Origin of the sequence: Rhodococcus marinonascens NBRC 14363, from assembly GCF_001894885.1 — a bacterium.
Taxonomy (GTDB): domain Bacteria; phylum Actinomycetota; class Actinomycetes; order Mycobacteriales; family Mycobacteriaceae; genus Rhodococcus_F; species Rhodococcus_F marinonascens.
Genome location: NZ_BCXB01000002.1, coordinates 224444 through 241272, shown reverse-complemented (window position 1 = coordinate 241272; position 16829 = coordinate 224444). Strand labels below are relative to the sequence as shown.

The 16829-nt window shown below is 64.8% G+C and carries 17 protein-coding genes; 12 read left to right on the top strand and 5 right to left on the bottom strand.

Translation table 11 applies throughout. The features are described from left to right. Window positions 1-2 precede the first annotated feature (2 nt). Both RM2_RS03345 and RM2_RS03340 read right to left on the bottom strand, forming a co-directional pair. Window positions 3-368, bottom strand: coding sequence for an SPW repeat protein (locus RM2_RS03345; protein WP_072687409.1), 366 nt, complete (start codon window positions 366-368; stop codon window positions 3-5). Window positions 369-524: 156 nt separating this feature from the next. Then, window positions 525-1580, bottom strand: a complete 1056-nt coding sequence (locus tag RM2_RS03340) for a ferredoxin--NADP reductase (RefSeq protein WP_072687408.1) — start codon at window positions 1578-1580, stop codon at window positions 525-527. A gap of 315 nt (window positions 1581-1895) precedes the next feature. Between RM2_RS03340 and RM2_RS03335 the strand changes: the two genes are divergently transcribed. The 4 genes from RM2_RS03335 to RM2_RS03325 all read left to right on the top strand — a co-directional run bounded on the left by RM2_RS03335 (window position 1896) and on the right by RM2_RS03325 (window position 5662). Next, a complete protein-coding gene (locus RM2_RS03335) occupies window positions 1896-2687 on the top strand; it encodes an alpha/beta hydrolase (protein WP_307718081.1) in 792 nt (263 codons plus the stop codon). Further along, window positions 2599-2946, top strand: a complete 348-nt coding sequence (locus tag RM2_RS25725; protein WP_307718080.1) for an alpha/beta hydrolase fold domain-containing protein — start codon at window positions 2599-2601, stop codon at window positions 2944-2946. Before RM2_RS03335 ends, RM2_RS25725 begins: the two co-directional genes overlap by 89 nt. 152 nt (window positions 2947-3098) lie before the next feature. Continuing rightward, window positions 3099-4031, top strand: a complete 933-nt coding sequence (locus tag RM2_RS03330; protein ID WP_072687407.1) for an ABC transporter ATP-binding protein — start codon at window positions 3099-3101, stop codon at window positions 4029-4031. Beyond that, window positions 4031-5662: an ABC transporter permease gene (locus RM2_RS03325; protein WP_072687406.1), complete on the top strand. Its 1632-nt coding sequence runs from the start codon at window positions 4031-4033 to the stop codon at window positions 5660-5662. Before RM2_RS03330 ends, RM2_RS03325 begins: the two co-directional genes overlap by 1 nt. A gap of 4 nt (window positions 5663-5666) precedes the next feature. Here RM2_RS03325 and mftM read toward each other — a convergent pair whose 3' ends face one another. Next, entirely contained in the window at window positions 5667-6497 is an 831-nt protein-coding gene (mftM, locus tag RM2_RS03320; RefSeq protein ID WP_072687405.1) for a mycofactocin oligosaccharide methyltransferase MftM, read from the bottom strand. A 37-nt stretch (window positions 6498-6534) separates the two neighbouring features. After that, window positions 6535-7158, bottom strand: a complete 624-nt coding sequence (mftR, locus tag RM2_RS03315; RefSeq protein ID WP_072687404.1) for a mycofactocin system transcriptional regulator MftR — start codon at window positions 7156-7158, stop codon at window positions 6535-6537. 134 nt (window positions 7159-7292) lie between these two features. Between mftR and mftA the strand changes: the two genes are divergently transcribed. The 8 genes from mftA to RM2_RS03275 all read left to right on the top strand — a co-directional run bounded on the left by mftA (window position 7293) and on the right by RM2_RS03275 (window position 15975). After that, the gene (mftA, locus tag RM2_RS03310) at window positions 7293-7388 is read left to right on the top strand and encodes a mycofactocin precursor MftA (protein ID WP_072687403.1); all 96 of its coding nucleotides are present in this window, start codon (window positions 7293-7295) and stop codon (window positions 7386-7388) included. A 2-nt stretch (window positions 7389-7390) separates the two neighbouring features. Then, window positions 7391-7693, top strand: coding sequence for a mycofactocin biosynthesis chaperone MftB (gene mftB, locus RM2_RS03305; protein WP_084721613.1), 303 nt, complete (start codon window positions 7391-7393; stop codon window positions 7691-7693). 36 nt (window positions 7694-7729) lie between these two features. Continuing rightward, window positions 7730-8953 (top strand): mycofactocin radical SAM maturase, encoded by a 1224-nt coding sequence (mftC, locus tag RM2_RS03300; RefSeq protein WP_072687401.1) that lies wholly within the window; start codon window positions 7730-7732, stop codon window positions 8951-8953. Window positions 8954-8982: 29 nt separating this feature from the next. Further along, on the top strand, window positions 8983-10164 hold the full coding sequence (gene mftD / locus RM2_RS03295; RefSeq protein ID WP_072687400.1) for a pre-mycofactocin synthase MftD: 1182 nt from the start codon (window positions 8983-8985) through the stop codon (window positions 10162-10164). Window positions 10165-10180: 16 nt separating this feature from the next. Further along, the gene (locus RM2_RS03290) at window positions 10181-12106 is read left to right on the top strand and encodes a mycofactocin system FadH/OYE family oxidoreductase 1 (RefSeq protein WP_072687399.1); all 1926 of its coding nucleotides are present in this window, start codon (window positions 10181-10183) and stop codon (window positions 12104-12106) included. 65 nt (window positions 12107-12171) lie between these two features. Continuing rightward, window positions 12172-12984 (top strand): mycofactocin-coupled SDR family oxidoreductase, encoded by an 813-nt coding sequence (locus RM2_RS03285; protein WP_072687398.1) that lies wholly within the window; start codon window positions 12172-12174, stop codon window positions 12982-12984. Next, on the top strand, window positions 12981-14942 hold the full coding sequence (locus RM2_RS03280; RefSeq protein WP_072687397.1) for a mycofactocin system FadH/OYE family oxidoreductase 2: 1962 nt from the start codon (window positions 12981-12983) through the stop codon (window positions 14940-14942). Before RM2_RS03285 ends, RM2_RS03280 begins: the two co-directional genes overlap by 4 nt. Window positions 14943-15432: 490 nt before the next feature. Then, on the top strand, window positions 15433-15975 hold the full coding sequence (locus RM2_RS03275) for a hypothetical protein (protein WP_072687396.1): 543 nt from the start codon (window positions 15433-15435) through the stop codon (window positions 15973-15975). 136 nt (window positions 15976-16111) lie between these two features. Here the strand turns inward: RM2_RS03275 and RM2_RS03270 are convergent, their stop codons facing one another. Then, window positions 16112-16759: a hypothetical protein gene (locus RM2_RS03270; RefSeq protein ID WP_072687395.1), complete on the bottom strand. Its 648-nt coding sequence runs from the start codon at window positions 16757-16759 to the stop codon at window positions 16112-16114. Between the last annotated feature and the right edge of the window lie 70 nt (window positions 16760-16829).

Here is a 16829-nt window from a genome sequence, read left to right as displayed (position 1 = left end):
GATCAGTGATGGGTAGCCACCCCTCCGTGTCCGTGCATCCGGGAACTCATCACCGGCAACCCTGTGACGGCCACGACGACCGTCAGTACGCCGGTGACCCATGCAGTCCACGCCGCGCCCCCGAACTCATTGAAGCTCATCACCCACGGGGAGACGAACAACAGCACGCCGAAGACGCCCATCGCATACTCGGCCACAGTCATCGCCGGCCGGAACATATGGACGAGGCCGGAGAGTGCCACGAGTACACCGAGTACCACGAGTGACCACACCGCAGCGTTGTTGGTGTCGAGCCACAGCGGCGAGAGTGCCGCGAAGGCACCGATCACGATCGCCGCAAAATCTTGCATACGACTCCACGATCTCATGTCCAGCCTCCTTGAAACGGGATTGTGTCCACTTCAAGTACACGCCTGATTGACCGACCGATCAATGCCTGGACCGTTGCATTCGAATAACACGAACACCAGGTCAAGTCATGTTTCGTGACCTTGGTCGGACTCGTTTCGCACAGTGCGGTGCCGCTAGAACTCGATCTTGAGATGGTCGGTGACCGGCCGGGCCTGGCATCCCAGAATGTAGCCGCTCTCGATATCCTCCGGGTCGAGGATCTCACTGTTTTCCATCTCGACCTTCCCTTCGAGCACGGTGCAGGCGCAGGATCCGCACTCACCTTCCTGGCAGGAGTAGGGCACGTCGATTCCCTCAGCCAGCATGATGTCGACGAGTGTCTGCTTGCGTGGCCAGTTCAGATTGTGGATCTCGCCGTCGAGTTCCACTTCCACGGTGGCGGCCTGGGCGGCCTCGTCCGCTGTGACCTCCACGACGTCGGCGTCGCGAAACGGGTCGCCGGCGAGCGAATTGAACACCTCGGCATGTACCTTGCTGCGGGGCATCCCGGCGTCGGCGAGGGCCTTGTGGATAGTGTCCATGAACGGGGCCGGGCCGCACATGAACGCTTCGCACTCGAGGTAGGGGGCGACCGCGGACGCGAGTTGATCCACGCCGGGCAAGCCCTGGACCGTCTCGAGCCAATGGATGGTCACCAGTCGCGACGGGTATCGGCTTGCGAGAGTGCGCAATTCTTCGGCGAAGATGACCGATTTCTCGTCGCGGTTGGCGTAGAAGAGCACTACCTTGCCGGACCCCTCGGTGAGGGCGGACTTGAGGATCGAGACCACTGGAGTGATTCCGCTTCCCGCCGCGAACAGCAGGAAGTCGCGGTCCAGCGACTTGGGGGTGAACACGCCCGACGGGGGCAGGACTTCGAGGGTGTCGCCGACGGCGATGCTGTCACAGAGCCAGTTGGAGCCGTAGCCCTCGGCGGTCCGCTTGACCGTCACCTTGGGTGCGTCGTCGGTGAACGGCGAACTGGCCAGCGAGTAGCACCGGGCGACGGAACCGGTGCGGTCACTGGGTATGCGCAAGGTGAGGAACTGTCCGGGCTTGTAGGTGAACTTGTCGGCGAGATCTGCCGGGACGTCGAAGATCAGCGACCGGGAATCGGGGGTCTCCTCGACTACGCCCGACACGGTGAGTACCACCGATCGTGAGCTGTGCGGCACGTCGACAGTCGGCATCGTGGGGTTCGTCCTCTCCTGGTTCGCGGCGCCGGAACACTCGAACGCCTGACTCGAATATAGAACACGTTCTAGTTCTTGCCCAGCGGTGGTCGCTGCGGGGAGCGTTCAGCTTATAGAGTCCCGTGCGATTTCCGGCCGACGGGCGGACGGGCCGCTTCGGGCTTCGCTCCGAACAGTCGGGACTGGCAGGTCTGCTGGTGCTGTGTCGGCATCGCGGTGGATCCACGGTGCGACAGAGCTCCGGTGGTAGCGTTGCGCCTGGCACCTGGCCCACCGCTCGATACAGCCGACAACAAACCATTCGTGCATGTCATGACGACCGAGGCTGCAGACAACGTGCCAGGTTTGCTGCGTTCCATCACTGAAGTGGAATCCATGAGCTTGCAATTCGACCCGCAAATACTGCAAGAGCTTGCACCGCAGTTGGCCGCCGCGGCCGACATGAAGCAGCCCGCGGTCGGGGATGTCGCAACGCGCCGTCTCGACACTCGCCGCATGGTCGACCAATTGATGGCGTCGCGTGGCTCCGCTGTGGAAATCGACGTGGGGATCGACGTCGAACGATACTCGCTGACCACCGGTGACGGCGCGACGCTCGGGCTCAGTTGGTATCGCCGAGCAGGCTCCGCCGCGCCCGGCAGTGCGGTGCTATACATCCGTGGCGGGGGGATGATTCTGGGCCTCGATGAAGTCGGTGATCTCTACGACGCGACTGTGCGCGGATATGTTGAGGCATCCAGTGTGCCCATGCTGGTCGTCGACTATCGGATTGCGCCCGAATATGCCCATCCGGTCCCGGTGGAAGACTGTTACGCGGCGCTCGAATGGCTGGCCGCGCACGCGAGCGAGTTGGGGGCCGACCCTTCACGGCTGGCGGTGATGGGAGACAGTTGTGGCGGCGGACTTGCCGCGGGGGTGTGCCTGCTGGCCCGGGACCGAGGTGGTCCGGCGATCGCTCAGCAGCTCTTGATCTATCTGATGCGGCGACGATCGGACGGCGGTACCCGACCCTCAGTTGCTTCCGTTCTTGACGTGGCCCTTGACATGGACCTACGACGACAACGTCACCAGCTGGGCCGCGCTGCTGGGCGACAGGGACGGTAGGGGCGAGGCCTCGCAATATGCCGCGCCGACCAGGGCCGTGGACCTTTCCGGTCTTCCTCCCACCTACATCGACGTCGGTGAACTCGATATCTTCCGGGATGAGGACATCACGTACGGGCGCCGTCTAGCGGACGCTGGAATACCGACGGAGCTACATCTGCATCCGGGGTGCCCGCACGCCTTCGAACGATTGGCACCCAGTGCTGGCGTGTCCCGGCGGGCTCTCGCCGACCGTGTTCGCCGCCTTCGTTCGTTGTAGTCGCCGCGCTGAAGTCGCGATGGAAGTCCTCAAATACGGTTGGGAGACAGAAGATACCGGCCCACACCGTCGCTGCGTCGTACTCGACCGCTTTTCGTCCTCGATGACGAAGTAGCGGGGGCCGAGCCGCTTATCGGGGTACCGTCCCATCCATGACTGCTGCGATCTCGGTGGAGAAGCTGGTCAAGACCTTCGGGGCCACACGGGCTCTCGACGGATTGGACCTCGAAGTGAGCACGGGTGAGGTGCACGGATTCCTCGGCCCCAACGGCTCCGGAAAATCGACGACCATCAGGGTGCTGCTGGGTCTGTTGCGGGCGGACTCCGGTCGCACCGGGTTACTGGGCGGTGATCCGTGGAAGGACGCCGTCTCGCTTCATCGTCGACTCGCCTACGTCCCTGGAGACGTGAATCTCTGGCCCAACCTCACCGGGGGCGAGGCGATCGACCTTCTGGCGGGTCTACGGGGCGGACTCGACGAGTCCCGACGCAGTGACCTCCTCGAACGATTCGAACTCGATCCGACGAAGAAGGCCCGCACCTACTCGAAAGGTAATCGGCAGAAGGTGGCGCTCGTGGCCGCATTCGCATCGAACGTCGACCTCTATGTGCTGGACGAACCGACGTCGGGCCTCGATCCGCTGAAGGAATCGATTTTTCGGGACTGCATCGCCGAGGTGTCGGAGGCGGGAAAGACCGTTCTACTGTCGAGCCACATTCTCGCCGAGGTCGAGGCGTTGTGCGATCGTGTGAGCATCATTCGGGAAGGACGGACGGTCGAGTCGGGCACGTTGGCCGAACTGCGCCACCTCACCCGAACCTCGGTCACCGCGGAGACCGAGAAGCCTGTGACACGGCTCGATTCGGTTGCCGGTGTATTCGACGCGCGGGTGGACGGTCTGCACGCGCGCTGCGAGGTGGAGACCAGCGAACTCAGTGGTGTGCTGCGCCACCTGCTGACATTCGGGATCACGTCCCTCACTTCGACGCCGCCGACCCTCGAGGAACTGTTTCTTCGGCACTACGGCGACGAACTCGAACGCGAAGTCGAGAACCACAGCCGCGCCGAGTCCAGGGATCTCTGATGGCAACGCAATTCACCGGAACCATTCGGCTGGTGAGGCTGGCGCTACGGCGCGACCGGATCCAACTTCCGGTTTGGCTGCTCGCCCTCATTGCCCTGCAGGCAATCGCGGCCTCGAGCGTCCTGGGGCTCTACCCGACGGACGAGGATCTCCTCAGCATCGCCATCGCCACTGCGCAGTCGCCGGTTGCGTTGGCCACCAATGGGCTCATCTCCGGATACAGTGCCGGCGCAGTGCTTGCGAGCCAAATCGTCATGCCGCTCTCACTGGGGGCCGCGTTGATGAGTTCGTTGCTCGTGGTCCGCCACACCCGGCAGAATGAGGAGACGGGTAGGGCGGAGCTTGTCGAGGCCGCGGTGGTGGGTCGGAAGGCGTTGCTTACCGCCGCCTTGATCGTTGCGGTGGCGGCGAACGCGGTTCTGGCGATATCCAGTGTGGTGGTCCTGATGGCACAGGGGCTTCCTCCGGGTGGGTCGTTGGCGATTGGACTCGGGATTGCCAGCGTGGGTATTTCTTTCGCGGGCATCGCGGCAGTCACCTCACAGGTAACGGACGGAGCGCGGACGGCCAACGGGCTCGCCGGCGCGGCCCTGGCGGCGGCTTTTGTGTTGCGCGCCGTGGGCGACATGTCCGGAACCGTCGTCGAGGGTGGCACGCGCGTAATCAGTGGCTTTGCCTCGTGGCTGTCGCCGATTGGATGGGCGGAGCAGATTCGCCCGTACGACGACAATGCCTGGTGGGTGCTCGGCTTGCCGGCCGTGTTCACACTCGTGACAGTCGCTCTCGCCTTTCTTCTCACCGAACGACGAGATTTCGGCGCCGGGCTCGTCGCAACCAGGCGGGGGCCTGCTCGCGCATCGCGTTCCCTGCCGACACCACTCGGAGCGGCGTGGCGCATCCAGCGGGGGATACTGTTCTGGTGGGGAGTGGGGATCGGATTCATCGCACTCGTTTACGGCGCGGTCGGCGACCAGATCGACGATTTCCTCGGCGAGGGTGATCAGGTAGCAGAGGCGATGGAGAAACTTGGCGGGGGCACGTCCGACATGGTGGACGCCTACTTCGCGACCATCTTCGGCACGATGGCGATTGCGGTGGCCGCCTATGCGGTTCAGGCGCTGTTGCGGATGCGCGCGGAGGAGGTGGCGGGACGGCTCGAGCCCGTCCTCGCCACAGCCGTGGGGCGTCCTCGCTGGCTGTCATCCCACGTCGTGGTGGTGGCGGCCGGTGTCGTCGCGTTGCAGCTACTGACCGGTGCCGCAATGGGACTCGCGTACGGTCTGGTCACAGCGGACGTGCCGGGCAATGTGGCGGACCTGAGCGTGGCGGCGTTGGTCTTCGTCCCGGCAATCCTGGTCGTGGCGGCCATTGCCGTTCTACTCTTCGGTGGCCTCCCGTTGTGGGCCTCGGGGCTCTCCTGGGCCACACTCGCGCTGTGCCTGTTGTTCGGGTTGCTCGGTCCACTGCTCGGGTTGCCGGATTTCATACGCGACCTGTCGCCGTTCAGTCATGTTCCGCCGCTTCCCGCCGCTGCCGTGACGGCCGCACCGCTGATGTGGTTGGCGGCGATCGCCGTCGCACTGGCGGCGACGGGCGCCGCGTTGTTCCGGCGGCGCGATCTGGTCATGTAGCTGTCTACGTTGACGCGTCGAGGACGAGCCATCCGCCGTGGTGCTCGAACACCTCGAACGGACGCCCCGTCGATTCACCGAGCCTGCGCAACGCAGGGGTGTCGAAGGTGCGAATGTGTCCGTGGCAGGCCGTCGCCTCGTCCTCATACGGGACCGCGACGACCACGCGGTCGCGCGCGACGCGCAGGGCCTCGGATATCACTGTGTCACTGGAAGTCTCGTCGACGTGCTCGAGGAGGTGGATAGCGGTGACGGTGTCCACGCCGGCGTCAGGAACTGGCACGTGCGCGGCGTCGCACACAATGGTCTGCAGGTCGACTCCGAGTTTCGGTGCCACGGCGTCGAGTAGTGCGATGGTTCCGGGATGGATGTCGGTGGCGGTGACGGACCGTCCGGCGCGGGCAAGTCGCAGCGGGAGGAATCCGAAGCACGATCCGAGGTCGAGGACCGAACCCCGGACGAGGTCTTCGGCCTTCTCGTGAATCGGGGCGAATGCGGCGGTTCCGTCCAGCAATTCGTCAAGGGAGTTGCGGTAGTACACGGACCACGCGTCGAGTGCGCCGTCGACGGTCGAGCGGACCAAGCCGACCATAGTCGACTCGAACTCGACCCGGCCGAAGTCGGCGTCCGCGATCGAAGTGGTGACCTCGGCGACAAGTCGTTCGCTCAGATCGTCCGGGGTCAGTGCGTGCGTGACCCGCAGAAGACTGCCCTCGCGGGTGAGGGTAAGGGGGCCGTCACTCGCCCTCTCGACGGTCACGTGACCGTGCGACCACGAACCCGGCTCGCAGACGGCGAGCGAATCGAAGGGCGGGAGGTCGGGGGCGCCCGTCATGCGATACGACCTTGTGGAGGAGGAGATTTGTGAGTGATCACTGCTGCGCATCCTGTTCGCCGAGAGGGCTCAACCCATCGTAGAGCCAGTGCATTCCGGCGGCGAGTAGTTGCGAAAGTTCGAGCGAATCGTCTTCCAGCCACTGCTCGTACGCCGACATCGCAATGCCGAGTAGAAGATAGCCGACCGTACGCGGAACGTGGTCGGTTGGGGAAGTTCCGAGCCTGCCTGCGACGTACTCCGCGATGACAGTGCGCCACCCCTCGTACATCACCACCGAATATGCCTGCAGCGCCGGCACTCGAAGAATCAGGCTCATGCGCTTGTGGTGGTTCGCCTTCTCACTGGCCGGAAGCGCGTTGAACTGCAGTAGAGCCGCGGTCAGGGCGTCGGCGATCGAGATGTCTGCTGGTTGCGCCGCGAGTTGGGTGCGCATCTCGGCGAGGTGAGCATCGAAGTCACCCCACGGGATCGCGTTCTTGGATGGGAAATAGCGGAACAGTGTGCGTCGGGCGATGCCACATGCCTCCGCTACCTGGTCGACGCTGGTCTCGTCGAATCCCTGTTGCGTGAACAACTCGATTCCGACCGTGCTGATCCGGTCCTGTGTCGTGGCCGGGCGCCGGCCTGTCCGGCTGGATGGCCCTCGGCAATCTTTCAACTTTCGGCCCTTTCGGTCTGTCTTTCTGCACTCGATGCCATTATATTGGTGAGGCGAATCACAGAACGGGTCTTCCGTGGCTGGGAACACTCGATCGACTCGCTGCCCTATCACTCGAACAGTAGGAGGAAATCATGTCGGATCGCGACAATGAGGCGCTGGAAACCGACTTGATCGAGGAATCCCTGGTGGAAGAGGTCTCGATCGACGGCATGTGCGGCGTGTACTGAACATGTCCGCTCCGGCGCCCGCTTCAAACACCGGTCATGCCGCTATCGATCTCGACGTGGGCTGGAAACTCCATCCTCAGGTGGCGTTGCGCCCTGAACCTTTCGGGGCGTTGCTCTACCACTTCGGGACCCGCAAGCTTTCGTTCCTGAAGAACCGCACGATCGTCGCGGTGGTCGAAGCTCTTCCATTGCATGCCGACGCTCGGTCTGCGTTGCGAGCGGAGGGTATCGGCGACGATGCCGCGCCGAAGTACGCGCGCGCACTCGGCACCCTGGCCGAGTCGCACATGATCGTTCCGATCTGACCAGTCCATCTTCATCCGTCCGGAAGGACGAACCCCATGACCTCCATGCTCGACAGGCCCTCCCCGTCCGCGCCGGTGGGCCGCCTCGTCGACCAGTTCGAACTCGGCCTCGACGCCCCGATCTGCCTCACCTGGGAGTTGACCTACGCGTGCAACCTGTCGTGTGTGCACTGCCTGTCCTCATCAGGACGGCGCGACCCGAATGAGCTGACCACCGAGCAGTGCAAGTCGATCATCGACGAACTGCAGCGCATGCAGGTGTTTTACGTGAACATCGGCGGCGGTGAGCCGACCGTCCGCCCGGACTTCTGGGAACTCGTCGATTACGCGACCGCGCACCGGGTCGGCGTCAAGTTCTCCACCAACGGTGTGAAGATCGACAAGAAGGTGGCCGAGCGCCTCGCGGATAGTGACTACGTCGACGTGCAGATCTCCCTCGATGGCGCGACGGCCGAGGTCAATGACGCGGTTCGCGGGCCGGGGTCCTTTGCGATGGCAGTGCGGGCGCTCGAGAACCTGTCCGAGGCCGGGTTCAGGGACGCAAAGATCTCGGTTGTCGTCACCCGCCACAACGTGTCCCAACTCGACGATTTCAAGGCGCTCGCCGACAAGTATGGTGCCACCCTGCGTATCACCCGGTTGCGCCCGTCTGGTCGCGGTGCGGACGTGTGGGATGAACTGCACCCCACCCAACCTCAGCAGCGCGAGTTGTACGACTGGCTGGTCGCCAACGGTGAGGGCGTGCTGACCGGCGACTCCTTCTTCCACCTCTCCGCCTATGGCGATGCGTTGCCGGGGCTGAACCTGTGCGGCGCCGGGCGTGTGGTGTGCCTGATCGATCCGATCGGTGACGTCTACGCCTGCCCATTCGCGATCCACGAGCAGTTCCTTGCAGGAAATATTTTGGCGGACGGCGGCTTCCAGCATGTCTGGCAGCATTCGGAACTATTCCGGGAATTACGTTCCCCGCAGACCGGTGGCGCGTGCAGCAAGTGCGACCACTACGACTCCTGCCGTGGCGGCTGTATGGCTGCGAAGTTCTTCACCGGGTTGCCGATGGACGGCCCGGACCCCGAATGCGTGATCGGCAACGGCGAACGGGCATTGGCTGAGGTGGGGGAGATCCCGAGATCCAGTGTCGACCACTCTCGCACCGGGCAGCGGAGGACGCCGCGGGCGCCGGTTCCGTTGACGCTGATGACGCGTCCGCCGACCAAGATTTGTGACGAAAACCCGCTTGCGGGCATGGAACAGGCATAGCGTCATCTACCGGATACGAGGGGTGCTCGATGGGTAGGAATCCGTATTTCGAGACGGTGGCCGAGGCTCAGCGCCGCGCGAAGAAGCGACTGCCGAAGTCGGTTTATGCGGCGCTGATCGCCGGTTCCGAACAGGGCCTGACGGTCGACGACAACATGGCGGCGTTCGGCGAGTTGGGGTTCGCGCCCCATGTCGTAGGGCTCTCGGACAAGCGTGAGATGGCCACGACCGTGCTGGGACAGCCGATTTCGATGCCGGTTGTGATCTCCCCGACCGGCGTGCAGGCCGTGCACCCCGACGGCGAGGTCGCCGTTGCCCGCGCGGCGGCGGCCCGGGGGACGGTGATCGGTCTGAGTTCGTTCGCGAGCAAGTCCGTCGAGGAGGTGACGGCCGCCAATCCGCAGACATTCTTCCAGATGTACTGGGTCGGCAGTCGCGAGGTGCTGGTGCAGCGGATGGAACGCGCGCGGGCGGCAGGAGTCACCGGGTTGATAGTGACCACCGACTGGTCCTTCTCGTACGGGCGTGACTGGGGCAGCCCGGCCATCCCGGAGAAGATGGATTTCAAGGCGATGATTCAGCACGCTCCGGAGGGCGTCACCCGTCCGAAGTGGCTCTACGAGTTCGCGAAGACCCGCAGGATCCCAGACTTGACCACCCCGAATCTGGCCAAGTCCGGGGAGGAACCGCCGACATTCTTCGGCGCCTACGGGGAGTGGATGCAGACACCATTGCCCACCTGGGACGACATCGCGTGGCTGCGGGAGCAATGGGGTGGGCCGTTCATGCTCAAGGGTGTGATGCGGGTCGACGACGCCAAACGCGCCGTCGATGCCGGGGCCACGGCGATCTCGGTGTCGAACCACGGAGGCAACAACCTCGACGGCACTCCGGCGCCGATCCGGGCGCTCCCGGCCATCGCGGACGCCGTCGGCGACCAGGTCGAGGTTCTACTCGACGGCGGAGTCCGTCGCGGCAGCGACGTCGTGAAGGCGCTCGCACTCGGTGCGCGGGCGGTCATGATCGGACGGGCCTACCTGTGGGGACTGTCGGCGAACGGTCAGGCGGGAGTCGAGAACGTCCTCGACATTCTGCGCGGCGGTATCGACTCGGCCCTGCTGGGTCTGGGTCATTCGTCCATCCACGATCTGCGCCCCACCGACGTGGTGATCCCGCCCGGGTTCGCGCGTGTCCTGGGCGCGGAATCCTGACGCGCGCACGCCGTAGATGTCTGCGCAGTTGACAGACCCGATCACCCTGGCCGGGCGCCGGGCCCCGTCCAGGGTGCTTCTGGGTCCGCACCCCACCAATCTAGGTGTGGGAAGAAGGTTTTCGCCGCGTCACGTCGCGTACTACGGGCGTCGGGCGCGCGGTGGCGCCGGCATCGTGGTGACCGAGGTGGCGTCGGTGCACGACTCCGACTGGCCCTACGAGCGGGCACCACTCGCGTCCGAGTGTGCCGGAGGCTGGCGGGACGTGGTCGCGGCCTGCCGCCCGTACGGCACTCTGGTGCTGGCAGGACTGGGTCACACGGGGTTGCAGGGATCGAGCGCCTATTCGCAGGCGGTCTTGTGGGGGCCGTCGCGGGTTGCCGACGTGATCTCCCGCGAGTTGCCGATGCAGATGGAGCAGTCCGAGATCGTCAGCCTCGTGCAAGCCTTCCGTGTCGGGGCCGCTGCCGCGGTCTCCGCGGACGTGGACGGCGTGGAACTCGATGCCGGGCCGAGAGGTTTGTTGCGACAATTCTTGTCGGGGCTGACCAACTTGCGCGAAGACGAGTACGGGGCCGACCCGGTGCGGCTCGTGCATGAGGTGGTCGCTGCTGTCCGAGAAGAATTGGGATCGGGCCGCGTGCTGTCGCTGCGGCTCAGTTGCGACGAGATTGCGCCGTGGGCGGGAATCACGCCCGCGGTCGCCGCCGGATACGCCCGGGAACTGGCCGAGGAACTCGACCTGCTCGTCGCTGTGAGGGGCGGGCCGATGTCGGCAAGCGCGTACCGCCCCGACTTTCACCGCCCGGCATCATTCAACACGGCGCTCTGCCGAGACATTCGCACGGCCGTCGACGGAGCGGTGCCGGTCGTCCTCCAAGGCAGCGTGGTCGAGTCGTCCGCCGCCCAGTACGCGCTCGACGAGGGGGTGGCCGATCTCGTCGAGATGACACGGGCCCAGATCGCGGACCCCGACCTCGTCGCCAAGATCCGGCGCGGCCAGACGCCGCGGCCGTGTGTCCTGTGCAACCAGACATGCCAGGTGCTCGACCTCCGCAATCCCGTCATCACTTGCGTTTCGAATCCGACGGCCGGGTACGAGACCATCGATCCGGACGAGGAGGTTCCGGACGTCGACGCGGGTGCGGTGCTCGTTGTGGGAGGGGGACCGGCGGGTCTCGAGGCGGCCCGCGTCCTCGCGCTCCTGGGTCACCACGTAGCTGTGGCCGAGTCGTCCGATCGCCTCGGCGGACTGGTGCGGGTCACCGCTGCCGCTGCGCCCCACCTCGAGGCGCTGACCGACTGGCTTCACTCCGAATGCCGAAGGCTCGGAGTTGAATTCCGTTTCGGGTCGACGGTATCCGAGGCCGACCTCGACGCCGCGGAACGTGAGGGTGCAACAGTGGTGCTGGCCACCGGAAGCAAACCACGCCCGCTCCCGTTCCCCTTCGAGGGGCATGCTCAGTGCCTCGGCGCCGCCGAAGTGCTGGACGGAGCGGCGCTACGGGAGGGGCCCGTGGTCGTCTTCGACCCGGTCGGCGGACCCGCCGGCGTGGCATTCGCCAAATGGCTCGCGGCGCGCGGGCGCGAAGTGAGCATCGTTACACAGGACTCCGTCGTAGGTTCGAGGCTCGGGATGACCGGTGATCTGGCCGACGCCAACACCCGATTGCAGCGGGCTGGGGTCACGCGCCGTCTCGACAGCCGGATCGTTTCGATCGACGGCGCAGGTGTACGGATCCGGAACCGCTATACCGGTGCTGAAGCGGTAGCGGCGTGCAGTGTGCTGGTCGACTGCTCGCATCGTCTCCCCGAGGACATGCTCGGCGTCTCGCGTCCGGATGCAGTGCGAATAGGCGACTGCGTGGCTCCGCGAACACTCCTCGAATCGATCCGGGAGGGCCGCCTAGCGGCGCTGAACGCGACCGCGCACAGGCGGTAGGCGGTAGGCGGTCCGAGTTGAATCACAATCCGTACACCCTCGTCAACGAGAGATAGGATTATTTCATGGGGCAGTTCGAAGGCAAAATCGCGCTCATCACCGGTGCCGCCCGAGGCCAGGGGCGGTCTCACGCGGTGCGATTGGCTCGGGAGGGTGCGACGATCATCGCCGTCGACATCTGCGGTCCGGTGTCGGAGTACAACACCTACGATTCGGCGACCGAGGACGATCTGGCCGAGACGGTGCGCCTGGTCGAATCAGAGGGCGGCAAGATTCTGGCCGAGCAGGCCGACGTGCGCAACAGTACGCAACTGAAGGCCGTCGTGGATCGGGGGGTCGAGCAGTTCGGCGGACTCGACATCGTGATCGCGAACGCCGGGATCTGCAACTGGAACCGATTCTGGGAGATGCCCGACGAGCAGTGGGAGACGCTGATCGACGTGAATCTCACGGGCACGTGGAAGACGCTGAAGGCCGCGGTCCCGCCGATGATCGAGGGCGGTCGCGGGGGCTCGATTATCGTGATCAGTTCCGTCGCCGGTATCAAGCCTCTTCCCGGACAGGCGAATTATGCTGCCTCCAAGTTCGGTCTCGTAGGCCTGACCCAGGCTGCGGCGAAGGAGTTGGGCGAATACGGGATTCGGGTCAATTCGATTCACCCATACGGCGTGAAGACACTGATGGGCAACGATCAGGGTGGCCTCGCGATACTCGAGAAGCATCCCCACTACATGTCGAGCTTCGGATCGATCCTCACCGACCACCCGTTGGCCGAGACCGGTGACATCACGGACGCGGTGGTGTGGCTGGCCGGTGACGGTTCGCGGACGGTGACCGGCAGTCAGGTTGCCGTGGACATGGGCGCCACCAAGGTGTGAGTGCCCCGGCATACAGCCACCTGTTCACCCGGTTGCGTGTGGGTCCTCTGACCCTGCGCAACCGGGTGGTCTTCTCTGCGCATCTCACGGGCTACGCCGTCGAGGGCCTGCCCACCGAGCAGCATGCCGCCTATTACGCGGCGCGAGCGAAGGGTGGTGCGGGCCTGATCATCTCCGAGGAACACGCCGTTCATCCGGGTGACTGGCCGTACGAGAAGGTGATTGCGGGGTACCGGCCGGAGGTGGTTGCGGGATACCGGTACATCACTGACGCCGTGCACACGCACGACGTCCCGATCCTGGCGCAGATCAACCACAATGGCGGGCAGGGTTCGAGTATGTACTCCCGGCGTCCGTTGTGGGCGCCGAGTGCCGTCCCCGACCCGCTGTTCCGCGAAGTCCCCAAGGCGCTCGACCAGCGGGAGATCCGTACGCTCGTCGACGGGTACGCGCGGGTCGCCGAACACTGTGTGTGGGGCGGGTTCGACGGAATCGAACTGCAGTGCTCCCACTCCTCATTGGTGCGAAGCTTCCTCGCGCCCGCCACGAATCTGCGCACCGATGGATACGGGGGATCGCTCGGCAACCGTGCCCGGTTCCTCCTCGAGGTTGTCGCGGTCGTGCGTGAAGCGATCGGCCCGGAACGCGCACTCGGGGTCAGACTCGCGGGGGAGGACCTGTTCGACGGCGGGGTACGACTCGACGAGGCGGTGGAGGTAGCCGCGCTCGTCGAGGCGGACGGCCGGGTCGACTACATCAACACATCCATCGGCATGGCCACCGAGACGCTGCACATGATCGAGGCATCCATGGCCGTCCCCCGCGGGTATGCGTTGTTCATCCCGAACGCCATCCGGCAGCGGGTTTCCCTTCCTGTTGTGGGCGTCGGGCGCTTCAAGGATCCGCATGAGGCCGACCGGGCCCTTGCCGAGGGGCACTGCGACCTGATCGGGGTGGTGCGCGGCCAGATCGCCGACCCGGACTTCGCCGTGAAGGCGCTGGCCGGCGAAGAAGCCGCAATCCGAACGTGCTTGGCGTGCAACCAGGAATGCGTCGGTCGCGTCGGCCTCGGACGGTGGCTGGGTTGCGTTGTCAACCCCCGCGCAGGCAAGGAGTCGACGCCTCTGCCCGAACCGACGATTCGCGGCAGGCGCGTGTTCGTGGTTGGCGGCGGACCGGCCGGATTGAAGGCCGCAGCAACCGCCGCGCAGCGCGGTCACCGCGTGACTCTGTTCGAGCGCGCGAACGCCGTCGGCGGACAGGTACGCACGGCGGCGGTCGTGCCGGGCAGGCGTGAGTTGCTCGATCTCGTTCTCGATCTGGAAGCGGAGTGCATTCGGCACGGGGTGGACGTGCGCACCGGCACCGAGGCGTCCGCCGAATTCGTGGCGCAGGGCTGTCCCGACGTCGTCGTGCTCGCGACTGGTGCGCGTCCGCAGCATCCGAGATGGGCGGGCACGCCGGGTCGGGTCGTGGATGTCCGCGATGTTCTGGAAGGACGCGCGCATCCGTCCGGGACCGTGCTGGTGGTCGACGAACTGGGCTTCCATCAGGGAACGTCCATGGCGGAGTTCGCCGCTGACGCCGGGTGCGTGGTCACCATCTGCACACCGGGGATGATCGTCGGGCAGGATCTCGATATCACACTGGACTTCGAGGGCTGGAACCGGCGGGCGCACCGCAAGGGCATCACCCAGATGACCGACGTGGTGCCGACCGGTTGCGTGGCGGTTGCCGGGGACAGGCTCGCGGTCACACTCCTGCACCATCCGACCGGACGGTCGACGCGGTTCGTCGCCGACTGGGTGGTGTCCTCCGCGCATCAGCGGCCGGAGGACGAGCTCTGGAAGGCGCTGTCCGGCAGCGGTATCGAGACACATCGCGTCGGCGACGTCCTGGCGCCCCGACGCGCGCACTCCGCCATCATCGAGGGCGAGCAGGTCGCGTTGTCGCTGTAGGGAGGGTTCGGTGAGTGCGCACTTCCGCAGGACGCTACCCGCACGTCCCCTGCAGGTCTGCGCTCTCGGAAAGGAACGGACGGATCCGGCACGCTGAAGACACTCCGATATCGGCGATCACCTTGGCAAACCGGCTGGCAGGGGAGATACGCAGCCCGTGATTTCGTCGAGATGGTACTTTCACTTGAATCATCAAGCAGGGGGCGAAATGACGCTGGAAACAGATGTCGATCATATGGAGCACTGACTATCGCTCTATATGTCCGATGTGGGTGCACTCTTCCTGCCGGTTCTGTGGCGGGTGAGCGGCATGCACGAAGCCCTCGTGGCGAACCTTGATCCATATAGCGTTTGACCGAAGGCTCAGCGCCGAGGACGCCCGTTGCAGAAGATCCGATATCAATACGATCCGGCATCGCTCAATGCCGACGTCCCACAACTCTGGATCTTGAATCCGGTCCAGAGCTGACGAGAAAAATGGGGGATCATCATGAACACACGTAGGTTGAAGCAACTGCTCGCTGCGACAGCTTTTTCCGCGGTAGTAGCCGCAGGTGCGGCGGTACCCGCATCCGCCGCGCCGAGCGCGAATCCATTGGCGCCGATCACCGCGGCCGTGGCGAGTGTCTCGGACGGCGGTAGCACCGCATCGACGACGCTGCCCGTCGACGCCCTCATCGCCGCCCGCAACGCGGGATTCCCAATCTACGAGGCCGGTCAAATCGTGGTTGTCTCAGCAACGAAGATGGGCGCGATCTACGCCACCGAATACCGGCGCGTATACGAGGTCGACGCCCTGACTTCGCCGACAACGAAGTTCGTCACGGTCGGCGCTACCGCACCGGACAACTTCTACGTCGTCGACAGACACAACCAGAGCGACATTGTGGTCAACATGCGCCGGCTCGAGACCCCTTGGCCCCAACCCTTTGCGCGGTTGACGTACCACACGACGCCACAAACGTGGCTGAACAGTCCGCTTGTCCAGCTCCAAGATGACGGACCCAGCATAGGAATCGCGCTTGTCCGCTAGACGGAAGGAGTGACCTTCGGTATTGAGTCGGGGTAGTTGTGGGCCGGGTCCTCATTGGTGCCTGCGCACTTGTGCAGGACACGGCCTGCACTTTCCCCGCAGTTTTGCGCACTCGGGAGGAACACGCCCCAGACAGCTACAGCGCCTCGCGCCTCACCCACCACCGCACCGGATCGACCCTTTCTGGAAGCTGTCTTGCCCCCAAGGTGATTGCCTCCCGCGCGAAGCCGGGATGCGGGTTCCGAACCACCACTTCGGTGCCCGCCTCGGGAATTCTGGCTCCGGTGAGCTCCCAGATGGTGGACATGCTCTTGACTGCAGCTATAGCCAGTACAAGCCCGGGAAAGAGCAGTAAGGGCTGAGAACCCTCCGGCATCCGATCGGTCAGTGGCAAGAGGGGTCCGGTGATGGTGAGAGCTGCGGGGACGATCAAGGCGAGGCTCACGACCCGTCGCCTCGAGCGGTACTGCCGACATGACAGGCAAGCTGCCCACTGCGTCTTCTTCACCCAGATTCTGCGAGAGCGTCGCTTTTCTTTGCGCTTCCACTGCGCCATCGGTCGGAGGAAACCGTGGAGGAGCTTGCGCGGCCACGAGAGATCGTCGTAGGGAAGGTGTGGCCGTGACATCAAGTGCGCCTTGAATGTCCACGTTCCGGGTGCGCCGTGTCGCACGCAGACCGACGGTAGTTCGACATCGAGTTCCCGCCAGTGCTTGCGTCCCAGCTCGGTGGGGTTGGGGGTGGAGACGTGGCGCAGCGGGAATGAAACGGACGGTTCGGGCACGAGGTTGATGATGCGATATCGACTGTCACCTCTCCAAATCCGGTGACATGGAGGTGCCATGCTCGCAGCA